Annotated in this window: 23 protein-coding genes; 6 read left to right on the forward strand and 17 right to left on the reverse strand. The window is 64.5% G+C overall.

Going from position 1 to position 21,197, the window contains the following annotated elements:
• Window positions 1–12: 12 nt before the first annotated feature.
• Together J3S28_RS10040 and J3S28_RS10045 are read right to left on the reverse strand one after the other, a co-directional pair.
• Window positions 13–1,509, reverse strand: coding sequence for a sensor histidine kinase (locus J3S28_RS10040; RefSeq protein WP_207840136.1), 1,497 nt, complete (start codon window positions 1,507–1,509; stop codon window positions 13–15).
• A 63-nt stretch (window positions 1,510–1,572) separates the two neighbouring features.
• Window positions 1,573–1,791 carry a biotin/lipoyl-binding carrier protein gene (locus J3S28_RS10045; RefSeq protein ID WP_207840138.1) on the reverse strand — a complete coding sequence of 73 codons (219 nt, stop codon included), beginning with the start codon at window positions 1,789–1,791 and terminating at the stop codon, window positions 1,573–1,575.
• 184 nt (window positions 1,792–1,975) lie between these two features.
• Here J3S28_RS10045 and J3S28_RS28875 point away from each other — a divergent pair, with 184 nt between their 5' ends.
• Entirely contained in the window at window positions 1,976–2,050 is a 75-nt protein-coding gene (locus J3S28_RS28875) for a 50S ribosomal protein bL37 (protein ID WP_369758845.1), read from the forward strand.
• A 75-nt stretch (window positions 2,051–2,125) separates the two neighbouring features.
• Here the strand turns inward: J3S28_RS28875 and rsrA are convergent, their stop codons facing one another.
• Both rsrA and J3S28_RS10055 read right to left on the reverse strand, forming a co-directional pair.
• Entirely contained in the window at window positions 2,126–2,434 is a 309-nt protein-coding gene (rsrA, locus tag J3S28_RS10050; RefSeq protein ID WP_084896007.1) for a mycothiol system anti-sigma-R factor, read from the reverse strand.
• Complete coding sequence (locus J3S28_RS10055) at window positions 2,431–3,162, reverse strand: sigma-70 family RNA polymerase sigma factor (protein WP_372435983.1); 732 nt, start codon at window positions 3,160–3,162, stop codon at window positions 2,431–2,433. Before J3S28_RS10055 ends, rsrA begins: the two co-directional genes overlap by 4 nt.
• Before the next feature lie 108 nt (window positions 3,163–3,270).
• Between J3S28_RS10055 and J3S28_RS10060 the strand changes: the two genes are divergently transcribed.
• Entirely contained in the window at window positions 3,271–3,750 is a 480-nt protein-coding gene (locus J3S28_RS10060; protein ID WP_207840140.1) for an aminoacyl-tRNA deacylase, read from the forward strand.
• A gap of 3 nt (window positions 3,751–3,753) precedes the next feature.
• Here J3S28_RS10060 and J3S28_RS10065 read toward each other — a convergent pair whose 3' ends face one another.
• Complete coding sequence (locus J3S28_RS10065) at window positions 3,754–4,149, reverse strand: winged helix-turn-helix transcriptional regulator (RefSeq protein WP_207840142.1); 396 nt, start codon at window positions 4,147–4,149, stop codon at window positions 3,754–3,756.
• 109 nt (window positions 4,150–4,258) lie between these two features.
• Here J3S28_RS10065 and J3S28_RS10070 point away from each other — a divergent pair, with 109 nt between their 5' ends.
• Window positions 4,259–5,173: an NADP-dependent oxidoreductase gene (locus tag J3S28_RS10070; protein ID WP_207840144.1), complete on the forward strand. Its 915-nt coding sequence runs from the start codon at window positions 4,259–4,261 to the stop codon at window positions 5,171–5,173.
• Here the strand turns inward: J3S28_RS10070 and J3S28_RS10075 are convergent.
• From J3S28_RS10075 to J3S28_RS10085, 3 genes are all read right to left on the reverse strand, one after another.
• The gene (locus tag J3S28_RS10075; protein ID WP_207840145.1) at window positions 5,170–5,559 is read right to left on the reverse strand and encodes a DUF5313 family protein; all 390 of its coding nucleotides are present in this window, start codon (window positions 5,557–5,559) and stop codon (window positions 5,170–5,172) included. The two genes, J3S28_RS10070 and J3S28_RS10075, sit on opposite strands and share 4 nt — an antisense overlap.
• Complete coding sequence (locus J3S28_RS10080) at window positions 5,556–6,293, reverse strand: SOS response-associated peptidase (RefSeq protein ID WP_207840787.1); 738 nt, start codon at window positions 6,291–6,293, stop codon at window positions 5,556–5,558. Before J3S28_RS10080 ends, J3S28_RS10075 begins: the two co-directional genes overlap by 4 nt.
• Window positions 6,294–6,384: 91 nt before the next feature.
• Entirely contained in the window at window positions 6,385–7,134 is a 750-nt protein-coding gene (locus tag J3S28_RS10085) for a hypothetical protein (RefSeq protein WP_207840147.1), read from the reverse strand.
• Window positions 7,135–7,291: 157 nt separating this feature from the next.
• Here J3S28_RS10085 and aroA point away from each other — a divergent pair, with 157 nt between their 5' ends.
• On the forward strand, window positions 7,292–8,554 hold the full coding sequence (aroA, locus tag J3S28_RS10090; RefSeq protein WP_207840149.1) for a 3-phosphoshikimate 1-carboxyvinyltransferase: 1,263 nt from the start codon (window positions 7,292–7,294) through the stop codon (window positions 8,552–8,554).
• Window positions 8,551–9,543, forward strand: coding sequence for a ribosome small subunit-dependent GTPase A (gene rsgA / locus J3S28_RS10095; protein WP_207840151.1), 993 nt, complete (start codon window positions 8,551–8,553; stop codon window positions 9,541–9,543). Before aroA ends, rsgA begins: the two co-directional genes overlap by 4 nt.
• A 79-nt stretch (window positions 9,544–9,622) precedes the next feature.
• On the opposite strand, the gene J3S28_RS10100 is transcribed toward rsgA, so the two are convergent.
• Window positions 9,623–10,876, reverse strand: coding sequence for a fatty acid desaturase family protein (locus J3S28_RS10100; RefSeq protein WP_207840153.1), 1,254 nt, complete (start codon window positions 10,874–10,876; stop codon window positions 9,623–9,625).
• Between the two features lie 111 nt (window positions 10,877–10,987).
• Window positions 10,988–12,286: a fatty acid desaturase family protein gene (locus J3S28_RS10105; protein WP_207840155.1), complete on the reverse strand. Its 1,299-nt coding sequence runs from the start codon at window positions 12,284–12,286 to the stop codon at window positions 10,988–10,990.
• A 417-nt stretch (window positions 12,287–12,703) separates the two neighbouring features.
• Between J3S28_RS10105 and J3S28_RS10110 the strand changes: the two genes are divergently transcribed.
• Complete coding sequence (locus J3S28_RS10110) at window positions 12,704–14,158, forward strand: DEAD/DEAH box helicase (protein WP_207840157.1); 1,455 nt, start codon at window positions 12,704–12,706, stop codon at window positions 14,156–14,158.
• Between the two features lie 94 nt (window positions 14,159–14,252).
• On the opposite strand, the gene J3S28_RS10115 is transcribed toward J3S28_RS10110, so the two are convergent.
• From J3S28_RS10115 to J3S28_RS10145, 7 genes are all read right to left on the reverse strand, one after another.
• Window positions 14,253–15,374 carry a ferredoxin reductase gene (locus tag J3S28_RS10115; RefSeq protein WP_307797014.1) on the reverse strand — a complete coding sequence of 374 codons (1,122 nt, stop codon included), beginning with the start codon at window positions 15,372–15,374 and terminating at the stop codon, window positions 14,253–14,255.
• Between the two features lie 84 nt (window positions 15,375–15,458).
• Window positions 15,459–15,740 (reverse strand): hypothetical protein, encoded by a 282-nt coding sequence (locus J3S28_RS10120; RefSeq protein WP_207840161.1) that lies wholly within the window; start codon window positions 15,738–15,740, stop codon window positions 15,459–15,461.
• Window positions 15,733–16,362, reverse strand: coding sequence for a hypothetical protein (locus J3S28_RS10125; RefSeq protein WP_207840163.1), 630 nt, complete (start codon window positions 16,360–16,362; stop codon window positions 15,733–15,735). The genes J3S28_RS10120 and J3S28_RS10125 overlap by 8 nt, the downstream gene beginning before the upstream one ends.
• 143 nt (window positions 16,363–16,505) lie before the next feature.
• Window positions 16,506–18,803, reverse strand: coding sequence for a TPR repeat domain-containing protein (locus J3S28_RS10130; RefSeq protein ID WP_207840165.1), 2,298 nt, complete (start codon window positions 18,801–18,803; stop codon window positions 16,506–16,508).
• Window positions 18,804–18,809: 6 nt separating this feature from the next.
• Window positions 18,810–19,121 carry a type VII secretion target gene (locus J3S28_RS10135; RefSeq protein WP_207840167.1) on the reverse strand — a complete coding sequence of 104 codons (312 nt, stop codon included), beginning with the start codon at window positions 19,119–19,121 and terminating at the stop codon, window positions 18,810–18,812.
• A 64-nt stretch (window positions 19,122–19,185) separates the two neighbouring features.
• Window positions 19,186–19,710 (reverse strand): DUF6912 family protein, encoded by a 525-nt coding sequence (locus J3S28_RS10140; protein WP_207840169.1) that lies wholly within the window; start codon window positions 19,708–19,710, stop codon window positions 19,186–19,188.
• Window positions 19,711–19,741: 31 nt separating this feature from the next.
• Window positions 19,742–21,169, reverse strand: a complete 1,428-nt coding sequence (locus J3S28_RS10145; RefSeq protein ID WP_307797015.1) for a WS/DGAT/MGAT family O-acyltransferase — start codon at window positions 21,167–21,169, stop codon at window positions 19,742–19,744.
• Between the last annotated feature and the right edge of the window lie 28 nt (window positions 21,170–21,197).

Consider the following 21,197-nt stretch of genomic DNA (forward strand, 5'->3'; position numbering starts at 1 on the left):
CCGCACTGTTTTTCAGCGCAGCGGTACGGTCAGGACCGCGTCGGTGCCGCCTTGTGGACCACCTCGCAATTCGAGCTGACCGGAGAGTTCTATCTGCACCAGGGTGTGCACGATCTGCAGTCCCAGCCGATCAGACTTGGCCGGGTCGAAGCCGTCTGGCAAGCCGATTCCGTTGTCGTGCACGGTGATCACCAGCTCTCGAGTGCTACGCGAGGTGTCGATGAGCACCCGCCCGGACTGTTCCGGCGCGAAACCGTGTTCCACCGCGTTCTGGATCAATTCGGTCAGCACCATCACCATCGGCATGGCGAGGTCGGATTTCAGAACGCCGATCTTGCCGATCCGTCGTACGGTGACCTGACTGCCCCCGGAGGCCACATCAGCCATCACGGGCACCAACTGGTCGATCACGACGTCGAGGTCGACTTCCTCGTCCACACTCCCTGACAGCAGCTCATGGACCAGCGCAATGGACGCCACCCGACGGACGGCCTCACCGAGCGCATGCTTTGCCTCCGCGTTGGAGGTCCGCCGGGCCTGAAGCCGGAGCAGCGCAGACACACTCTGCAGATTGTTCTTCACACGGTGGTGGATTTCGCGAATCGTCGCGTCCTTGCTGATCAACGCCAGATCTCGACGTTTGACCTCGGTCACGTCGCGCACGAGGACGACCGCACCCACGAGAGCGCCGCGCGGCCGCAGCGGGACCGCCCGGATGAGCACAGTCGCCCGGTGGGCGTCCGCCTCGATCCGCATTCCGGCCTCGCCGGCAACGGCGGCCCGTAACATCGCCGCAGCCTCTTCCGACTCGAAAGGATCGGTCAGCAGAGAGACGGTGACGTCCGCGAGATCGTTCCCACCGAGCTCGGAGTTCCACCCCATGCGGTGGTAGGCCGACAGTGCGTTGGGGCTCGCGTACTGCACGACACCGTGCTCGTCGACACGAATGAGCCCGTCGCCCACCCTAGGGGTCGACAGGCCGCGAGGGTTGCCCTCGTACTGCGGAAAGGTCCCCTCGGACACCATCTGGCACAAGTCGTTGGCGCAGTCCTGGTACGACACCTCGAGTGGTGACGGCAATCGCGGCTGTGTCAGATTGATCGCCCGCGCGAGCACCGCGATCACAGCACCGTCGAATCGGACCGGGACTGCTTCTCGCCGGATCGCCACCGAACCGACCCAGGTCGGATCCTCCTCGCGGAGAATGCGCCCGGATGCCAAGGCTCCGAAAACCTGAGGGTTGTCGTCGACGGTTATCGAGGTACCCACCACGTCGACTGGAAAGACCGTCGGCGCGGTGTTCGGGCGACACTGTGCGACGCACACCATCTGCGCGGCGTCATCGCCGGATGCGGCGGCCGAGCCGTGCTGCGAATGCACCCACAACTGCAGGTCCGCAAACGAGAGGTCGGCGAGGAGTTGCCATTCGGCCACGACCCGTTGCAGATGGGCACCCGCGGAGCCGATCAGCTCGGTGTGTTCGGCAAGGAGCTCAGACAGAGTCGACATCAGGAACGGGACCTATCGTCGTCGCAGTGGTCCGGGGTTCTCGAGGTCCGGGGTTCTCACTTCTCAGTTGTCGATGACGGCGATGAGGTCTCCGGCTTGGATGACCTCGCCCACCTTGACCTTGACCTCGCTGATGGTGCCGGCCTCTTCGGCCAGCACCGGAATCTCCATCTTCATCGATTCCAGCAACACCAAGGTGTCGCCCGCATCCACCTTCTGACCGGGGGTGACAACCACTTCGAGAACGCTCGCCACGATCTCTGCCACGACCTCTTCTGACATCGCCATCCTCCCGGAGTTGGTTTTCCGGTATCAACCTATCGCACCGAAGCGCGCAGCCGATTCATCGCGACGGCGTCACCGGGTTTCTGCGGGGCGCGTCTGTCGCTTCTTCCGCAGCCGTCGCCGCATTTCGGCCGATGCCACTCCTCGTGTCACAATGGATCGCTGTCGAAAGGAGACTGCCATGGGAAAGCGTGGACGTAAGAAGCGGGCCCGCAAGAAGAATGCCGCGAACCACGGTAAGCGTCCCAACGCCTGATCGGTGTTGGTCCTCACCGGGGCTCGGCCCTTTTGTCAGGCCGTGATCGTCACGCGCACGCGAAGGAAGTGAAAACTATCCGCGCGTCTCGCGGATGATCACGGTCTTTCGAATTTCGAGGGTCAGCCGCTCCCGCAGACCGGCAGGAGCCTGCTCACCGCCACACTTGCGGCTCACCAGACTTTTCAGTTGCTGCTCTATGCCGTAGTGCTCTAGGCATGGTGCGCACGTGTCGATGTGCGACTGCAGGCGTGCGCGCGCGTGCGTGTCGCACTCGTTGTCCAGCAGCAGCCAGACGTCCGCGATGACCGCCGAACAATCGAGGCGTTCGGTTTCATCGATCTCTTCGGGCGATCCGCTGCCCGCTACGTCTCCGGTGCTCATCGGGCAACCTCCTGTTCCTGGTCGGACTGGCCGCCGGCGCCTGGGCCGGGAGTTCCTCTGTTGAATCCACGCTCGCGCGCGACATCGCCGAGCAGTTCCCGCAATTGCTTGCGGCCACGGTGCAGGCGCGACATGACGGTGCCGATCGGGGTGTCCATGATCTGGGCGATCTCCTTGTAGGGCAGCCCCTCCACGTCGGCGTAGTACACAGCCATTCGGAAGTCTTCGGGCAATTCCTGCAGAGCCGCTTTGATGTCGTCGTCCGGCAGCGCGTCGAGCGCTTCGATCTCAGCCGAACGCAAACCGGCGGAGGTGTGCTCCGCCGTCGCGGCCAACTGCCAGTCGGTGATCTCATCGGTGGGATATTGCGCAGGCTGCCGTTGCCGCTTGCGGTAACCGTTGATGTAGGTGTTCGTCAGGATGCGGTACAACCACGCCTTCAGGTTGGTACCGGCCTTGAACGACTTGAAGGCGGTGAACGCCTTCACATAGGTCTCTTGCACCAGATCTTCTGCGTCCGCAGGGTTGCGCGTCATACGCAGCGCGGCTCCATACATCTGATCGAGCAACGGCAACGCATCACGCTCGAAACGGGCGAACTGCTCTTCCGGTGTCTCGGCTGTGGCTGTGGCTTCGGCTTCTGTCACGACAATCCCTTCAAGACCCGCGGGAATATCAAGTCTGTCGAGCAAGCCTACCGACCCGGTCTGGTCCGAGTTACTGTGCACACCACACCTCCCTTCGCAGATGACTCAACACCGCGACGAGGTGGCTTGTTCCGGATATGTCCACTTTCGCCGACGCTGCGCGTAAATCGCCTGGGAGAATGACCGGCTATGGCGGCAACGGCGGCGATCAAGGCCCTGGACCTGGGCGGGATCAACCATCGCGTCCACAAGTACGCGACCACCTCGGACGGGGCGTGGGGTCCTGAAGCCGTCGCGCACATGGCCGGCGCCGGGGCGACGCCTGAACAGATCTTCAAGACGCTGGTGTTCGACGTCGGCGGTTCGCTGGCTGTGGCGGTGATACCGGTGCCCGAACGGTTGTCTCTGAAGAAGGCCGCCGCCGCCCTGAATCTCACCGGTAAAGCCGCGATGGCCGACCCGAAGGACGTCATGCGGGTCACCGGTTATGTGCTCGGCGGGGTGTCCCCGGTCGGCCAGAAGAAACCTCTTCCGACAGTCGTCGACGACAGTGCGCACCTGTGGGACACCGTATTCTGTAGCGCCGGAAAACGCGGCCTGGAGATCGAGCTCGCCCCGGACGACCTCATCAGGGTGTGCGCCGCCTCCGTCGGCGACATCATTGCCTGACGGTCACCGCTCGTCGTAGCGTTCGCGCGCCACGAAAACCTCTTCCATGTGCGATTCGGCCCAGAGTTTGACTCCGTACATCAACTCCCGCAACGAATTTCCCAACGGGGTCAGCGAGTAGTCCACCCGGACCGGCACGCTCGCGGTAACACGTCGCTCGACGAGGCCGTCGCGCTCGAGGGAGCGCAGCGTCTGGGTGAGCATCTTCTGACTGACGCCGGCCACCTGCCGCGACAACTCCGAGTACCGCAGGGTTCCCTCGCCCAGCGCGACCATCACCAGCGACACCCATTTGTCGCTGATCCGATCGAGCAACATCCGGCTCGGGCAGGCCGCGAGGTAGGCGTCGTAGTCGCGGCGAGCCTGATCTCGACGCGCGGCGGCTGTCGTGGTGGCCATGGCTCTCCTCGCAGATAGTTACGCACTTTCAGGTGCCTACTTCCCAATAGAGAGTGCCAGGAGCAACCTGAATTTCGCAAGCCTCGACAACGCAACGGAAGGACATCTCATGCGCGCAATACTCACCACCGGACAGGGTGACCTGCAGGTCACCGATATCGCCACGCCTCAACCCGGCAGCGACCAGGTGCGAATCCGGGTGAAGGCAGCAGCGGTCAACCCGGTGGATCTGTCCACCGCGGACGGCATGTTCCACAGGCTGGGTCTGCTGGCACCGGACACCACGGTCGGCATCGGCTGGGATGTCTCCGGGGTCGTCGACGCCGTCGGCGACGGTGTCGACGCATTCCGGCCAGGTGACGAGGTCGCCGGACTGCTCACGGGATTCGATTCCGACATCGGGACCTACAGCGAACAGGTCGTCTTGGACGCAGACGCGGTCGCGCACCTACCCGCGGGCCTCGACCTCGTACGGGCCGCGGCAGTTCCGCTGATCGCCCAGACGGCCAACCAGGCCATGGGATTGCTCAGGCCACAGGTCGCAACACTTCTCATCACCGGCGCGTCGGGTGGTGTCGGCGGATACGCTGTTCCGCTCGCGGCTCGGCGCGGGCTCACAGTGACCGCCCTCGGCAAAGCCGACGACGCCGAGCGGCTACGCGAATCGGGTGCTGCCACCGTGGTGGCCTCGCTCGACGAGTTGACCGGACAACGATTCGACGCGGTTGTCGACGCCGCTGTCATCGGCGCAGACCTGTTCGAGTTGACTGTCGACGCCGGCCACTACATCGGCTTCATCCCGGCCGCCGTACCCGCTTCAGAGCGCGGGATCGCCGTCGAGGCAGTCACCGTCCACGCCGACGGAGCGGAACTGGCGGAGCTCCTGGCCGAGGTCAGCGCGGGTCACCTGCCGCTGCGTATCGCCGGCGACTTCCCTCTCGAACAAGCACGGAAGGCGCACGCGTCGATGGCCGCGAAGACCTCACCGGGACGGTGGCTCGTCACCGTACCGGCGACCACTTAGTCAGGCGTACGAGGGTAGTTGGCCTCGTACTCGGTCTTGGTGACATCACGCCGGGCCTGGCGCTTCACGTCGATGAGGTTCCCGTCGAGCCCGTTGCTGGTCAGCAGATGGCGCCGATAGATGCTCATCAACGCGATCTCGAAGTACACCAGCGGCACCAGCAAGAGCGCGATCATCCCGATGCGATAGACGAAGGGGCCGGGAACGAACAGCGCGAACGCGAGCAGGATCGGCAGGAACGGCAGCACGCCACGGATGAGATAACGGCGCCTGCTCCCGGGCCCGGTCACATCGCGGACAACCCAATCACGCATCGACTCCGGCAGTGGCCTGCCCATCAGGTAGGTGATGACTTGCAGCGGGTTAGGAGTGCGCCTCGTGCTCACACGCGCTCGATGAGGTCGGCGCGGTTGTTGCGCACGTTGTTCACATCCGTCGAGACCCGATAGGGCTCGAGGTGCGGTTCGGGTAGGGCGTCGAGCAATTCGCGGGCCACGTCGGCCTTTCCACTGGTGCAGTCCAGCCACCGGTCTTGCAGTTCCGGCGTCACGATCACCGGGGTGCGGTCGTGGATGTGGCCGAGCGCATCCGCGGCCGGACGGGTGATGACGGTGGTCGTCCAGAGCCAGCGATCGGGGTCGTCCTTGGCCTTCTCGGGGTCGGGCCACAATTCGTACAGCCCGGCGAACCCCAGGATCGGGGTGTCGGGGTCATGAAGGAAGTACGGGATCTTCTTTCCGTCCGAGTCCTTGGTCCACTCGAAGAATCCCGCGGCAGGAAGGATGCACCGCCGCCGCGCTGCTGCTGCCTTGAACGACGGTTTCTCGGTCAGGGTCTCCGATCGGGCGTTGATCATGCGACTACCGATCTTGGGGTCCTTAGCCCAGCTGGGCACCAGACCCCAGCGCAGAGGGCGCAGCTGCCGCGTCACGGCGGGGTCTGAGTCGGCGTCTTCGGGATCCGAACGCCCTGCTCGCTCGAGCACTGTCGGCACCGTCGTGGTCGGGGCGACGTTGTACGACGGCCGGTCCAGCGTGCTCGCGTCGTCTTCGGCCAAAGCGGCGTCGAACGCCGCGACCAGATCAGAGGTACTCGCCGTGGTGGCGTATCGACCGCACATGACCGTCATTATCCACCTGCCCTCGGACAGATCCTGCGCAGCAAGGCGCCCCTCGACGATATCGAGGGGCGCCGGGCTCGGGTCGGGTGCATCAGGCCGCCGCGGCTTCCTGAACCTTGGCGATCTGCTTGTTGAGGAGTTCGACCACGAACGCGTCGTCAGCATTGTTCCAATTGCCCGCGGTATCCCCGGTCAGGGTGATCTGAACACTCACGGTCGTGCCGTCCACGTAGGCGCCGGTGGACCGGATGGTGATGGGCACGCTGTCGGCGCCGACCGTCGCGGTGCCGGTACTCACGATGGTCTTGGCCGGCACCGTGCTGCCTTCGACGTCTTCGACGGAGTTCTCCATCTCAGCGACGAGTTCTGCACCGCTGTCGGTCGGACCACGCAAGGTCATCGCGGGGCAGGCCTCGATGTCGCTCGCCACCTGCTCGAGGCTGCCGTTCTGGCCGAGGACCACCTCGGTCTCGATGGTGCTGCCGTCCTCGAGGGAGTACTCGACCTTGGCCCGGTCGAATGCCTCGGTGCCCTCGTCCATCTCGGCGATGGCGGAACACGTGGCCGGGGTGACCTCTGGTTCGGAGTCCTCATCGGCGTCTATGGCGGCCTTGTCCATGATGATGTATTCGCCGCCGGGCGGGAAGTCCGAGTCTGCGAGCATGAGGTCCTCTGCGCGCGCGTCCAGGTCCGCCGCGACGGCCTCGGCGGTGCTCGAGGGCGCGGCGCTCGAGGAAGAGTCCGCGTTGTCAGACGAGTCGCCGGAGCATGCCGACAGGGTCAAAAGTGCTGCCGCACAGACTGCGATCGCTGCGCCGCCACGGGAAAGGGCAAGTTTCATGAAAAGAACATAGCGGGCAAAACGCTGTCAGAACCCCGATTGTCCGTCATTCGGCAGACTCGTCGCCGTCGCCCGAGCGGGGCGAGATCTGTGAAGTGAACGGGGCATGATCGGCGAGACGAACAGGGCTCCTCGGGCCACATGAAAGACTGTCAGCGTGAATGCATGGAATGCCCCGTACGCCCCGGCGCGAGTGCACGCCACCGTCACCCTGCCCGGTAGCAAGTCGATCACCAATCGGGCGCTGATCCTGGCGGCTCAGGCCGATGGCCCCTCCACGTTGGCCGGGACACTGCGCAGCCGCGACACCGACCTCATGCTGACCGCCCTCGAGTCGCTCGGTGTCGGCGTCGAGGTGGATCCGGCCGACCCCACCACCGTCACGATCACGCCCGCGCCGATGCACGGGGCCGTCATCGACTGTGGACTGGCCGGCACGGTCATGCGTTTCGTACCCGCGCTCGCCGCCTTGGCAGAGGGCAAGGTCGAGTTCGACGGTGACGAGCAGGCCCGCAGCCGTCCGCTCCACACGATCCTCGACGCGCTGGCGGACATCGGCGTCGACATCGACGGCCGCGCGCTCCCCTTCACCGTCCGCGGCACCGGGGCGGTACGTGGTGGCGACGTCACGGTCGACGCGTCTGCGTCCTCGCAGTTCGTCTCCGGGTTGCTGCTCTCGGGCAGGCGCTTCACCGACGGTGTGACGATCCACCACGTCGGCGCGCCGGTGCCGTCGATGCCGCACATCGAGATGACTGTCGAGATGTTGGGCGAGGCCGGCGTCGTGGTCGACACCACGGTTGCCGACCGCTGGCGGATCGACCCGGGACCGGTACATGCCGTCGACTGGCAGATCGAGCCCGACCTGTCGAACGCTGCAGCATTCCTGGCCGCGGCAGCGGTCACCGGAGGGCAGATCAGCGTGCCTCGCTGGCCCGCGCGGACCACCCAGCCCGGAGCCGTCATCGTGGACATTCTCGAGGCGATGGGCTGCCGGAGCGACGTCACCGATGGCGTGCTGACGATCACCGGACCTGATGTGCTGCAGAGCATTTCCTGGGACATGAGTGCAGTCGGCGAGTTGACGCCGACCGTCGCCGCGATGTGCGCCCTGGCCGAAGGGCGCTCGGAGTTGTCGGGGATCGCGCACCTGCGCGGGCACGAGACCGATCGCCTCGCCGCACTGGTCACCGAGATCACCAGGCTCGGCGGTGGGTGCAGCGAAACCCCCGACGGGCTGATCATCGACCCCGCGCCGCTGCACGGCGGGCTCTGGCGTGCCTACGCGGATCACCGAATGGCAACCGCAGGCGCGCTGATCGGGCTGGTGACAGACGGTGTCCAGGTGGACGACGTACAGACCACGGAAAAGACACTCCCCGACTTTCCTGCGATGTGGGCCGGGATGATCCGCGGTTGAGCAAGCGGCAGTACGACGAGTCCGACGTCCGGGTACGCCCGGGCAGGAGCAGTCGTCCGCGTACCAAGACCCGTCCGGAACACAACGATGCCGAAACCGCGATGGTGGTCTCGGTCGACCGTGGCCGGTGGGGTGTTGTGCTCGAAGAAGATCCGAGCACCCGGGTGGTGTGCATGCGGGCGCGCGAACTCGGTCGAACCCCGATCGTGGTCGGCGACGACGTGTCTGTCGTCGGTGACCTGTCCGGCAAGACCGACACCCTCGCTCGCATCGTGCGGGTCGCCGAGCGTCGAACCGTCTTGCGACGCACCGCCGACGACACCGATCCCTACGAGCGGATCGTTGTCGCCAATGCCGATCAGCTCCTCATCGTCACGGCCCTTGCGGATCCCCCGCCGCGCACCGGATTCGTCGAACGAGCTCTGGCTGCCGCGTACGTCGGTGGACTCACGCCGGTGTTGTGTCTGACCAAAGGCGACCTGGCCGATCCCGACTCGTTCCGGGCCGCGTTCGCCGATCTCGAGTTGCCGGTCCTGATCGCCGGACGCGACGATCCGATCGAGCCCGCCCAGGAACTGCTGGCGGGCAAGATCACCGCCTTGATCGGGCACAGTGGCGTCGGCAAGTCGACGCTGATCAACCGGCTCGTCCCGGACGCCTATCGAGCAACGGCCGTCGTGTCCGGGGTCGGCAAGGGCCGGCACACGTCGACCCAGTCGGTTGTCCTGCCTCTGCCCGGCGGCGGCTGGGCTGTCGACACCCCGGGCATCCGGTCGTTCGGACTCGCCCATGTCGGACCCGAAGACGTCATCCGGGCCTTCGACGACCTGAACGCCGCGATCGAGAACTGTCCACGGGGGTGCACTCATTTCGGCCCCCCGGCCGATCCGGAATGTGCCCTCGACGCGCTGACCGGTCAGCAACACCGGCGCGCCATGGCGGTGCGCGAATTGCTCGTCTCCCTCAGCGTTGCCAACCCCTGGGACTGACCCACCTCAAACGCGCCACAAAACAGAAGACGCGCCACCTACAGGTGGCGCGTCTTCGTTCAGGTGGCTCGTTTGCTGATCAGCTGGCGTGCAGTGCTTTTCGTCGGGCGGCAACCTCGGCGATCGCGGTCTTGAGACCGGCTCGCCTCTCTTCGCCCGCCGCGGCCAACTGCTTGCCGCGGACGGCCGCAGCCGCCCGCAAACCGGTGAACTTCTTCTCCGACGCGGTCTCGGGCGCGTCGTCCGAGGTCGCCTTGAGGAAGCGGTCGGGCAGCGACAGCTTGCTGATGGTCCGGAACGTCTGCCAGTACTGCCGAGACAGTGACCCCGTCGTATAAGGGAGGTCGTACTTCTCGCACAGCTCGCGGATCCGGACACCGATCTCGGCGTAACGGTTGGACGGCAGATCCGGGTACAGGTGGTGCTCGATCTGGTAGCAGAGATTGCCACTCATGAACGCCATCGCGGGTCCGGCCTTGAAGTTCGCGGTGCCGAGCATCTGTCGCAGATACCACTGACCCTGGGTCTCGTCGACCAGCGTCTCCTCGGTGAACTTCTCTGCGCCGTCGGGGAAGTGCCCGCAGAAGATGACGACGTAGGCCCAGAAGTTCCGGACGACGTTGGCGGTGAGGTTGGCCGTCAACGTGCGACGGGCGGCCTTGCCGGACAGCAGCGGGAAGATCACGAAGTCCTTGGCCAGCTGCCGGGCCACCTTCCTGCCGAACGCCTTGATCTGGGGAACAGCGATCTCTTTCGGCTTGTTGCCGGCCAGGTATTCCTTGATCTCCAGGTCGTGAAGACCGATGCCCCACTCGAACGTGGCCGCCAGCAGCAGATTCGCCAGCGGCTGGCTCGCGTGCTTCCACTGCCACGGCTCGTCGCGCGTGACCCGGAGCAGCCGGTAGCCCACGTCGTGATCCATGTTGATCACGTTCGTGTACTTGTGATGGATGTAGTTGTGGGAGTGCTTCCAGTGTTCGGAGGCACAGACCATGTCCCACTCCCAGGACGTCGAGTGGATTTCCGGATCGTTCATCCAGTCCCACTGCCCATGCATGACGTTGTGGCCGAGTTCCATGTTCTCGATGATCTTGGCGACCGAGAGCATCGCGGTCCCGGCAAGCCAGAAACCACGATTGCGACTGCCCAGCAGGGTCAGTCGACCGCCGGCCTCCAGAATCCGCTGTGCCGCAATCGTTCGACGCAGATACCGCGCGTCGCGCACTCCGCGATCGGATTCGATCTCGCGTCGCAGCGCGTCGAGTTCGGCGCCGAGTGCTTCGACGTCGGCTTCGGTCAGGTGCGCGTATTCGTTGATGTCAGTGATTGCCATTGCGCGTGGTTACTCCTCGCCGGCGTGGTTCCTGGGCCGCAGCAGGCCTGGACGTGATGTGTTGTTTCATTGTCCATACGTTCCGGTGTAGTGGCGAACCGGAGACGTATATCACGCAGCCCGGATGCCGTCGGCCTGAGCGCGACGCAGTTTTGTCACCGGAGACCGCTTGCGACGAAGATTCTTGATCGCACTGCGCAGACCGCTGCGCTTACCGGTCGCAGGGTCGATGGATGCCACAAGGCGCTGCTCGGGATCGCTCTTGAACCGGCGCTCGGATGCGGTTTCGGGTGCGTCGTCAGCCGTGGCCTTCAGGTATTTGTTCGGCAGCGACAGCTTGGCGATCGTCCGCCACGACTTTCCGTACTGCACCAGGAACGGGCCCGTGGTGTAGGGCAGGTCGTACTTCTCGCACAGCGCCTGGACGCGCACCGAGATCTCGGCCAGGCGGTTGCTCGGCAGGTCCGGGAACAGGTGGTGCTCGATCTGGTAGCAGAGGTTGCCGCTCATGAAGGCCAAGGGCTTACCCGCGTGGAAATTGGCGCTTCCCAGCATCTGCCGCAAGTACCACTGCGCCTGCGTCTCGTTCTCCATGTCGCGCTTGGTGAACTTCTCTGCGCCGTCGGGGAAGTGACCGCAGAAGATCACGGCGTTGGTCCAGATGTTGCGGATGGTGTTGCCGACGAAGGTCGCGCTCATCGCCCGTCCCCAGGCATTCCAGGAACGGTTGGCACCACCGGCCAGCGCGGGGTACACGACGTAATCCTTGCTGATCTGCCTACCGACCTTGACGCCGACGTCCTTCAGATCCTTCTTGAAGGCCTCGGGATTCGGATGCTTGCCGGCGGCGACGCGACCGAGCTCGAGATGTTGGACGGCGACGCCGTACTGGAAGAACAGCATCAGCAATGTGTTGTACGCGATGTTGCCCAGGTTGAACGGCTTCCAGCGCTGGTCACGGGTGACGCGGATCAGTCCGTAGCCCACGTCGTCATCCATTCCGAGGACGTTCGTGTACTTGTGATGGATGTAGTTGTGGGTGTGCTTCCAGTGCGCCGACGGGCCGGTGTTGTCCCACTCCCAGCTGGTCGAATGCACTTCGGGATCGTTCATCCAATCCCACTGACCGTGCATGACGTTATGACCGAGCTCCATGTTCTCCACGATCTTGGCGACACCGAGCGCGCCCGCCCCCAGTGCCCACAGCTTGCGGTCGCGGGCTCCGAAGAGTAGCGCCCGCCCGGAGAGCTCCAGGGTCCGCTGGAATCGGATGGTGTTGCGGATGTACTTGGCGTCGCGTTCGCCGCGGTCGGCCTCGATGTCGCGGCGGATCGCGTCGAACTCCGCGCCGAGCGCTTCGACGTCGGCGTCGGTCAGATGGGCGTACTCGGGAATGTCAGAAATCGCCATCGAGAAAAACTCCTCTGGGTACTCTTCACGGAGGGTCAGCGTCCAAGCTGAGAGCAACCTACGGGTACGTAACTTACGCCATCGTAGGTTCCGGAACCGTAAGTTGTCCAGTGGGGTGAGACTCACCTCACGCCTCCGCCGAGTCCACTTTTGCCCCAACTGCGAGCTATAGTTGTCGGGTACTCCGCGCCAAATGCGCGGAACCGTCGTGGAACTGCTTCCTCGTGATACAGCTACCGAAGAGATTCGGTGCCGTCTTTATGAGTCGATCAAACCCACTGAGCTATTCACACGGCGATCGTTACTGCCCACCCACCCCGGTGGCCGAGTTTGAACCGGCCCAGGCGTGCGGCAGTCGCGCCCACCAGCGGTCGATCGTGTTCGAGACACCGCGTAAAACGGAAACGTGATTTTTTGATGACTCCTGTTTCGAATTCCACTGCACCCAGCCCGGCCACGGCCTCGTTCGCCGACCTCGGCGTACCCCCGCGCCTGGTGAAGGTGCTCACCGCCGGCGGCATCACCGCCCCCTTTCCCATCCAGGCCGACACCCTGCCTGACAGCCTCTCGGGACGCGACGTCCTCGGACGCGGTAAGACCGGAAGCGGCAAGACCCTGGCGTTTGCCATCCCGATGGTCGCCCGTCTCGCCGAAGGCACCTCTGCAGGTGCAGGCCGCCCCCGCGGCCTGATCCTTGCTCCCACCCGTGAGCTCGCGACTCAGATCACCGCCGTGGTCCAGCCGATGGCCGCAGCCCTCGGCCTGAGCGTGACCACCATCTTCGGCGGCGTGCCGCAGGGCCGTCAGGCCTCTGCGCTGCGCGGCGGCGTCGACATCGTCGTCGCGTGCCCCGGTCGTCTCGAAGACCTCATGCGCCAGCGCCTCGTGCGTCTGGATCGCGTCGAGATCTCCGTGCTCGACGAGGCCGATCACATGGCTGACCTGGGCTTCCTGCCCGGCGTCACCCGCATCCTCACCGCCACCCCGACCGGCGGACAGCGTCTGCTGTTCTCGGCGACGTTGGACAACGGCGTCGACAAGCTGGTCAAGCGCTTCCTGGACCAGCCGGTCATGCATTCGGTCGACGAGGCCACCTCGCACGTCTCGGCGATGACCCACCACATCTTCGAGGTGTCCGGCCAGGACGCGAAGAAGGGCGTGGTGTTCGCCCTCGCTTCGGGCCGCGGCCGCCGGATCCTGTTCATGCGCACCAAGCACCAGGCCCGCAAGCTGGCGAAGCAGCTCACCGATGCCGGTATTCCCAGCGTCGACCTGCACGGCAACCTCTCGCAGGGTGCTCGCGACCGCAACCTGCTGGCCTTCTCTAGCGGGAAGGCCCGTGTGCTGGTGGCGACCGACGTCGCAGCCCGCGGCGTCCACGTCGATGACGTCGAATTGGTCGTCCATGTCGATCCGCCCACCGAGCACAAGGCCTACCTGCACCGCTCGGGCCGTACCGCCCGCGCGGGCAGTGCCGGCGACGTGGTCACCCTGACCCTGCCGGAGCAGCGTCGCGACATGTCGCAGCTGCTGCGCAAGGCCGCGATCAAGGCCACCCCGATCAAGGTGACCTCCGATTCCGAGCAGCTCAAGACACTCGTCGGTGAGCCTGCCGATCTGGTGGCGCCCCCGGCCGTCACGAACGTTCCGAACCGGACCGCCAAGGCGCCCGGCAGCAGCCGTTCCGGCGGCGGCCGTCGTCCGGCCCGTCCAACCGCCAACGGCTCCGCGCCGTACGAGGGTCGCGGTCGCGGGCAGAGCGCCCGATCAGAAGGTGGTCGCGCCGAGAACGGTCGCACCCGCGGCCACACCGGCCAGGGCGGCAGCCGTCGTACCAGCACCAGCCGTACCGGCTCGGGTAGCGCCCGCTAGACCCCAGCACCACAAACAAACCCACCCGTTCTGGGCAAACCCACTCGTTGCAACGAGTGGGTTTGCCCGGACGAGGTGGGTTTGTGCGTTCGGATCAGACCTCGAGCGTGCAGTCGCCGGCGGCGACGCTGACGCACGTCTGAATACGTTCGCCCTCAACATGTTCGACGCCACTGCGTAGGTCGCGCACACAGCCTTTGCCGAGCATGACGACACAGCTCTGGCAGATGCCCATCCGGCAACCGAACGGCATCTGGACCCCCACGGCCTCTCCCGCCGCCATGAGTGTCGTCGCGCCGTCGACCGTGGTGGTCTTGCCGGTGGTCGCGAACGTGATCGTCCCGCCTTCGGCACCGACCTCTCCGCGCTCGAGCGCGAACCGTTCGATGTGCAGGTGATCGCGCAGGCCGGCCTGCGTCCACATGTGGGTCAGCGAATCCAGTAGCGGCGCAGGACCACACGCCCACGTCTGTCGCTGTTCCCAATCCGGTACGAGCTCGCCCAGCCGCGCGTCGTCGATCTTGCCTTCGGTGCGGGTCAGCTGAATGTGCGTGCGCAACAGCCCCTCTGCCTCGAGTTCGTTCAATTCCTGCCCGAACATCACGTCATCGACGGTCGGAACCGAGTGGATCAGCTGGACGTCGGTGTGTTGCCCTCGCGACGCCATCGTGCGCAACATCGACATGACGGGTGTGATGCCACTACCTGCGGTGACGAAGAGCAATTTCTCGGGAAGCTCTGCGGGGAGGACGAACTCGCCCTGCGGCGCGGCCAGGCGCACGACTGTGCCCGGCGCCAGTCCGTTCACGAGGTGACCGGAGAGGAATCCCTCGGCCATCGCCTTCACCGTGATCGACACCAGCTTGCTGCGCCCCTCACCCGAGGTCCGCGGCACCGACGTCAGCGAGTACGACCGCCAGGTCCAGCGGCCTTCCACCAGCACGCCGATACCCATGTACTGGCCGGGCTGATAGTCGAAAGAGAAGCCCCATCCCGGCTTGATGACGATCGTGGCCGAGTCGGAGGTCTCGGGCCGGACCTCGACGATCTTGCCGCGCAGCTCGCGCGCCGACCAGAGCGGATTTGCGAGATGCAGGTAATCGTCGGGCAGCAGAGGCGTGGTGACCCGGGCCGCGACCGCGCGAATGGTGTTCATCGCCCGGTGGCGACTCGCGACGTCCCGTACCGGCTCTTCCAATCGTTCACGCCAACCCACTTGATGCCTCCATTCGACGAGCCCGTGTCACGCTAACTTACGCAACCGTAGGTTAGCGTGACCACCTGCGCCAGAAGGCGTCGGTCACCCGGCAGCCATTCGCCCCGCCAGGTGGGACTTCTGGCGTTCCACGATCTCGCGGAGGACATCGTCGGGCATCAACCAACCGTTGGAAAGGTGCCACTCGTCGATCTGTTCGGCGAGCGTCTGATAGACCCCTTCGTCGAGGGCCTCCTGCCGCTGCTCGGCCGCAGTCAGCCAGGGGTTGCCGGCCGGAGGTGCCGGATGCTCGCAGTTGTCTGTCTTCGGAGACTTCAACGCTCGCACCACATGTGCGGGAAGACCGTGCAATTCCGATTCAGGCATCAGTTGGTGCCACCACCGTGTCTTCGTTCTCGGGCCACCCCGGGACCGGCGCAAGAGCCGGCAGCGGGCGGTCGAATGTCAGTTCCTCGTCGTGCCGATCCTCCTGCGGAACGGGGTTGTTCGCCGGATCCATACAGGCAAGCAGATCAGCCTTCGACGACGTGAACGGTAGAGACTCTTCGACCGACCAGCCTTTGAACACATCATTTACCGGATAAGACGCCGGCCCGTACCCAGCGCTCGTCCGCTGCGGCCCCGGCGGTACCGGAGGTCTCCAGACAATCGTGGTGGCGTCGATGGTCTCTTGCGAAGCATCCGACGAGACATACTTAGCACCGACCTGATACGTCGTCGCCGCATCGAGGTGCATACACACCACCGATTCCCACCCACCCACAGGGGTCCGCGCCAAGCGAAGTAAGCGAAAATACACCGTTCCGTCCTCTTGCTGATTCTCCGCGTTCGTCCACCTGAAGTCATACTTCGGAAGAGTTTCGATGACCCGGGAATACCCCGGATACCCACCCTCCATCCTGGACAACATCGTGATCCAGAACGACTCCATGAAGGCACGAGTCACCACCGCCGCCGGCGAGGTCAGATCAATCTCCGGCGTCGACACCGACCACCGAAACGTATTGTTTATGTGCTCCGGTGGCGCATACTCGTCCGGAACCGTCGCCTGATCACCACACGCAACAACGCCCGAAAGCGCCACTGCAACAACACACACCGACACCCCCAACCGATCAAGCCGAAACGTCCTCACTCCCATGACGCCTCATCGCCCGCCGCCCAAAAGGCATCGAACTTGTCCGGCACATACCGGGCCACGTCCCCCGCGAAATCTGGAAGCTTCTTTCCGGAACTACCGCGCTTGATGTCGTCGTATGACTTCAGTTGGCCGTTTTCGTCGAAATATCTCGAGACTGCCGGATCATGGATATCTACTCGCCCAGCATCCACTGCACCTTTGAAGACGTTGTAATACTGCCGCTGCTGCGTTGCGTGTGTATCGAGACTTGCGTCGTCGTTGTCGTACCCTGCCGACCCGTCGCCTATCAGGAAACCCTTCAGTTCTTCTGCAGCAAATGTGTCGAAAGCATCTGCGCCCGGACCCAGAACGGGAACGTCACCACCTACCGTCGTGACCGCGCCCAACGTCAGATCGTAGATGGTTCCGAAAGCATCTTTCTGCGCTTGCTCATCCTGGTACTCCGACTCCAGCATGTCGTCCATTCCCCCCTGCGCCGCGAATGAGACTCGGCCTGCCCACGTCGCCTGCGCCAGAGAGTCCTCGCCGCCGTCACGACCGATATTGGCTTCCATCCCGGCAACGGATGAGTACGCCGCTTGATTGAAATATGCGGCCGCCTCGTCGTTCGTGTCGATCACCTTGAACAGGTCGCGCATCTCGTCACCGTTGTCGAAGGACGAGAACCCGCTCGTACCCGTCAGGGCCTGATCAGCGCCCGCCATACTCGGAATGTAATTGTCCAGCGTGGTTGCGAGCGCCTTGGTGATCTCTGGATTCACCTCACCGATGGATCGCGGCGCGCCATCGATGTTCATCAAACTCTCATCGTTGGCAGCAATGTAGTGCGCGAGGGCATTCGCCGATTCACCTGCTTGCTGATTCGCCCACGGGTTGACACTGGTCGAGTCATTGTCGATGGCGCCCAACAGGTCTGTCACCCCCTGCTCGTTGCCCGCCCAATCATGTTGCAGCAGACCCGCGATATGCGTGTCCGCGATGTACTGGCCGCCGTAGTTGCAGGTGGCGTCCATATTAACGCCCGTCACGGCGTCGTGGACGGCAGTTTGGTCACTGCTCGCAAGCGAGAGCATGTGACTGGTGACCTCGTTCACCGGGTACCGGTCGGCAGTGAAGCTGCCCGCCTTGTATTCCCGGCCGTAACCTTCGTCGACTGAGGCGATCTCGGCCGCCTGCTTGATGAGCCCCTTGTCGAGGAACGACCCATTTGTCATTCCGGGATCAGCATGGTCGAGGATCCCGCTGAGGGCCTGGAACTCGTTCAGCCGCGGCACTTCCGCTCCGCTCAGCTTCCCTCCTTTCGAACCAGGAATCGGCTTCTCCCAGATCTTTAACCGATTGTCTTGGAGGAGCGTCCGCACGCCCGACGGCAACATGTCCATCCCCCCGCGGTCGGACGAGGCGCCACCCGTCCTGACTCCCTCGGTCGAGATGATGCGCATACCGTTTCCGAGGCTCGCACTGATGGCATCCCCTCGCGGACTCGGCCACTGCTCACCCATCATTGCGATGTCGTCGACGCTCCTGCCATCCAGGTAGCGCATGACTTCGTTCAGATAGTCGAACTGTCCCTGCGGTAGCACCACCGGATCACCGCGATCAAGCGCTTGTTGCTGCTCAGGTGTCAATGTCGTCGCCGCAGCGAATCGTGCGATTTGCTCTGGAGTCGCAGTACCTCTGTTGATGGCGTGGATGTCGGCTTCGGCGATACTCTCGTTCAGGCCGGCGACCGTCGGAGCCAACGATGTCAAAGCCGCCGCCGCGGCGGTGATCGCTTTCGCCGTTTCGTCGTCGACCCTTCCGAGTTCGCCGGCCTTCGCAACCAACGAAATCCCGCCGTTGGTCGCGATCGACGCTCTGACTATCTTGAGATGGTCGAGGCGCGCAATCGTCGCCTCGTCATCACCCGCCGCCGCGTAGGCGGCTTGGTAGTTGTAGTCATCGATCACCGACCACGCGCCGGAGACGGTGTAATGATTCTGCTCGTAACCGCCTGCCTCGGATTTCAATTCGCCGATCAACGAACTGAGGGAAGCACCCCCGTCGGACACGGCCTTCTGCAAACTCTCGAATGCCGCTGCAACTCTCTTCATCTCAGATTCTTCGCGCGTTGCCCGACCGAGCGCGGCGTCTTTTGCATCGCCGGACCAATCGAGGCCGTCGATGGTCGAGTTGACCAGGCGGCCATTCTTCGTGGTTCGGTCGATGGGGTCGTCCAGCGATGTCGCGGCTGTGGCCAGCGCAGACGCGTCCGACCCCTTCACCTGTCCCCAGGTGGGAGTGGTCACGTACGCCTACCGGGTGCCCGGAGGCAGCGTGTTCAGCTCCCCCATCGCGGTGAAATTCTCCGCAGCGTCGACATCGGTATCGCGATACTCCGCCGCCGATCGCTCGCAGACATCCGCCATCGCACGCATTCGCCCGGCGAGTACGTCCACCGCTCGCGTGCACTGCTCGTCAACCGGCTGGAGAGCCTTCGACGTTTGCGACCACGAGATACCGGACCCAGCAGTACTGATCGTCGTCGACGTCGCACCATCCATGTCCGTACCCAAAGCGTCCAACATGGTTGCCGCACCGCGCAGCTCCCCCGGATCAACCCTCATCCCCAGCCTCCCCGCCGAGTTCATTCAACAATAACGAGACCCTTCCTGCCGCCGGGTGAACCGGTCAGAGCAGTTCGAGCAGGAACGGTAGCTCCTGGGTGGCATACCAGCCCAGATCGAAGTCTTCGACGTCGCCAACGGCAAGCTCCGAGTCCTCGTCCCCGAGGTCGGCGGAATCGACCAGCGCGACAGCCCTGATCACCTTGTCCTCCGCGTCTGCGCCGTCGACAAGAATCGAGGCGACAGCCGAAAGAGATACCGGCCCCCCGACTTTCACGACCGCGGCATCGAGATCCGGCCGCAACTTGACCGCCTCGACGTCGGCCGCGATGACCACTCGACGCGCGGGTAATGCCGGTGGATCCGTGGACTCGGCGGGCTCGTCGTCGCTGTCGGCGGCGATGAGCCGCAGCGACGCCCGTGCGGCCTCACGGATCGCGGCTTCGGCGAGTTCCTCGTCGTCACCGTCGACATACGATTCGCGCAGAGCAGGGGTGAGCGCGAACGCCGTGCCTCCCACCGGACGGAAGTCGCCGGCTTCGTTGAGCGCCACCAACATCGACAGCGTGGCGGGCAGATAAATTCTCATGTGACCTTTCTCGGGGCACGGCGGTCGTGGATCACCTTGTGCCGGGAAGTAATTCTTCGAACGAGTCGGTGAGGTACTCGGTCATCGCACCCAGGTCCCACATCACTGTCCGGTCTGCGTTGAAGGCGAAATAGATTCGCCCGTTGTATGACGTGAGTCCTACGGCCAGAGCGCGATTGCGCACCATGACCGGTACAGGGTAGATGGCCAGGACCTCGTTACCCGCGAGGTACTGCGCAGCCCTCGGACCGCGTGCGATCGTGATCGGCACGTTGAACGCGCGCCGCGACAACGATGCCGCTGCCCGGGCACTCATGGCGTGGAAGGTCGCCGGGCCGATCTCCGGGATCCACGGCTCCATACCCATGGCCCCGCGTCGGTTCGACTGTGAGTGACGGTCGGCCAGTTGCGCGACCTGCGACAAACGCACTGCCGGGTTCGGCTCTCCCACCGGCAGATCGGTGACGAAGCCATGCAGTCCGCCGGCCATCCATTCCGTCGAGCTGCCGGAATCGCCGGCATCGAAGTCGGCGGAATCGCCCGCCAGCGGATACGCCGACAACGGCACCATTGCCCGAACCGTCTCGACCTGGTCGACGGCCTGCTCTCTCGACAGCAGCCAGCGCCGCAACGCGCCCGCGATCGCAGCCAGGATGACGTCGTTCGGTGCGCACCCATGACGCTCGGCGATGTCGACACAGTCATCGGCGGAACAAGATGCGACGGTGAACCGTCGGGCAGGTGCGGTCCCACCGTTCAGCGGGCTCGGCGGCGCCGAACTGGTGGCCATCTTCATGACGGTCTCGACCCGGCGGGCAGCACCGAGAAACGCCTGGCCCACCGAGGTGACCTGGTTGGTCGCGGCGCGGACCTGATCGACCATCTCCCACGGCCTGGTCAGGACGTCCGTGATCGCGCCGACCACGAGCTCCCCATTGCCGGGCTCCCGGTCCGGCAACCAGAGATCTTCTGGCATCGCCGGGGATTCGCGGGTGTCGTCGACGATGATCTGGTTGATCTCCAGCGCGTCGTGCCCGTCGACCAATGCCCGGTGGGTCTTGGTCAGGATGGCCATCCGATCGTCGGCGAGCCCCTCGACCAGATACATCTCCCATAGAGGCCGCGTGCGGTCCAGGGGCCGCGACATCAACCGCGCGACGAGGTCGTGCAGTTGGTCGTCAGCGCCCGGACTCGGGAGCGCGGATCGGCGGACGTGGTAGGTGATGTCGAACTCGCGGTCGTCCACCCACACCGGACGTGCCAGACCTAGCGTCACCTCACGAATCTTCTGCCGGTACCGCGGGACCAGCTGCAACCGGCTTTCGACCGTGCTGAGCAACGTGGGGTAGTCCAAACCGCCCGGATGACGCTCGAGGATCAGCAGCGATCCCACCTGAGTGGTGGCGCCGCGCTCGTCCAGGTAGTAGAACATCGAGTCCTGAGGCGACAGCCGGTTCACATCGGCAATCGTAGCCGCCGGGTGAGTT

The sequence above is a fragment of the Williamsia soli genome (assembly GCF_017377795.1).
Lineage (GTDB): Bacteria > Actinomycetota > Actinomycetes > Mycobacteriales > Mycobacteriaceae > Williamsia > Williamsia soli.

Excerpts from the sequence above, each read along its gene's own strand:
- J3S28_RS10135 (WP_207840167.1), bottom strand. The coding sequence starts at position 19,121 with ATGAGGGTTGATCCGGGGGAGCTGCGCGGTGCGGCAACCATGTTGGAC.
- J3S28_RS10120 (WP_207840161.1), bottom strand. The coding sequence starts at position 15,740 with ATGCCTGAATCGGAATTGCACGGTCTTCCCGCACATGTGGTGCGAGCG.
- J3S28_RS10080 (WP_207840787.1), bottom strand. The coding sequence starts at position 6,293 with ATGTGCGGTCGATACGCCACCACGGCGAGTACCTCTGATCTGGTCGCG.
- rsrA (WP_084896007.1), bottom strand. The coding sequence starts at position 2,434 with ATGAGCACCGGAGACGTAGCGGGCAGCGGATCGCCCGAAGAGATCGAT.
- J3S28_RS10070 (WP_207840144.1), top strand. The coding sequence starts at position 4,259 with ATGCGCGCAATACTCACCACCGGACAGGGTGACCTGCAGGTCACCGAT.
- J3S28_RS10040 (WP_207840136.1), bottom strand. The coding sequence starts at position 1,509 with ATGTCGACTCTGTCTGAGCTCCTTGCCGAACACACCGAGCTGATCGGC.
- J3S28_RS10045 (WP_207840138.1), bottom strand. The coding sequence starts at position 1,791 with ATGTCAGAAGAGGTCGTGGCAGAGATCGTGGCGAGCGTTCTCGAAGTG.
- J3S28_RS10110 (WP_207840157.1), top strand. The coding sequence starts at position 12,704 with ATGACTCCTGTTTCGAATTCCACTGCACCCAGCCCGGCCACGGCCTCG.
- J3S28_RS10085 (WP_207840147.1), bottom strand. The coding sequence starts at position 7,134 with ATGAAACTTGCCCTTTCCCGTGGCGGCGCAGCGATCGCAGTCTGTGCG.
- J3S28_RS10140 (WP_207840169.1), bottom strand. The coding sequence starts at position 19,710 with ATGAGAATTTATCTGCCCGCCACGCTGTCGATGTTGGTGGCGCTCAAC.
- J3S28_RS10100 (WP_207840153.1), bottom strand. The coding sequence starts at position 10,876 with ATGGCAATCACTGACATCAACGAATACGCGCACCTGACCGAAGCCGAC.
- J3S28_RS10060 (WP_207840140.1), top strand. The coding sequence starts at position 3,271 with ATGGCGGCAACGGCGGCGATCAAGGCCCTGGACCTGGGCGGGATCAAC.
- J3S28_RS10065 (WP_207840142.1), bottom strand. The coding sequence starts at position 4,149 with ATGGCCACCACGACAGCCGCCGCGCGTCGAGATCAGGCTCGCCGCGAC.
- J3S28_RS10105 (WP_207840155.1), bottom strand. The coding sequence starts at position 12,286 with ATGGCGATTTCTGACATTCCCGAGTACGCCCATCTGACCGACGCCGAC.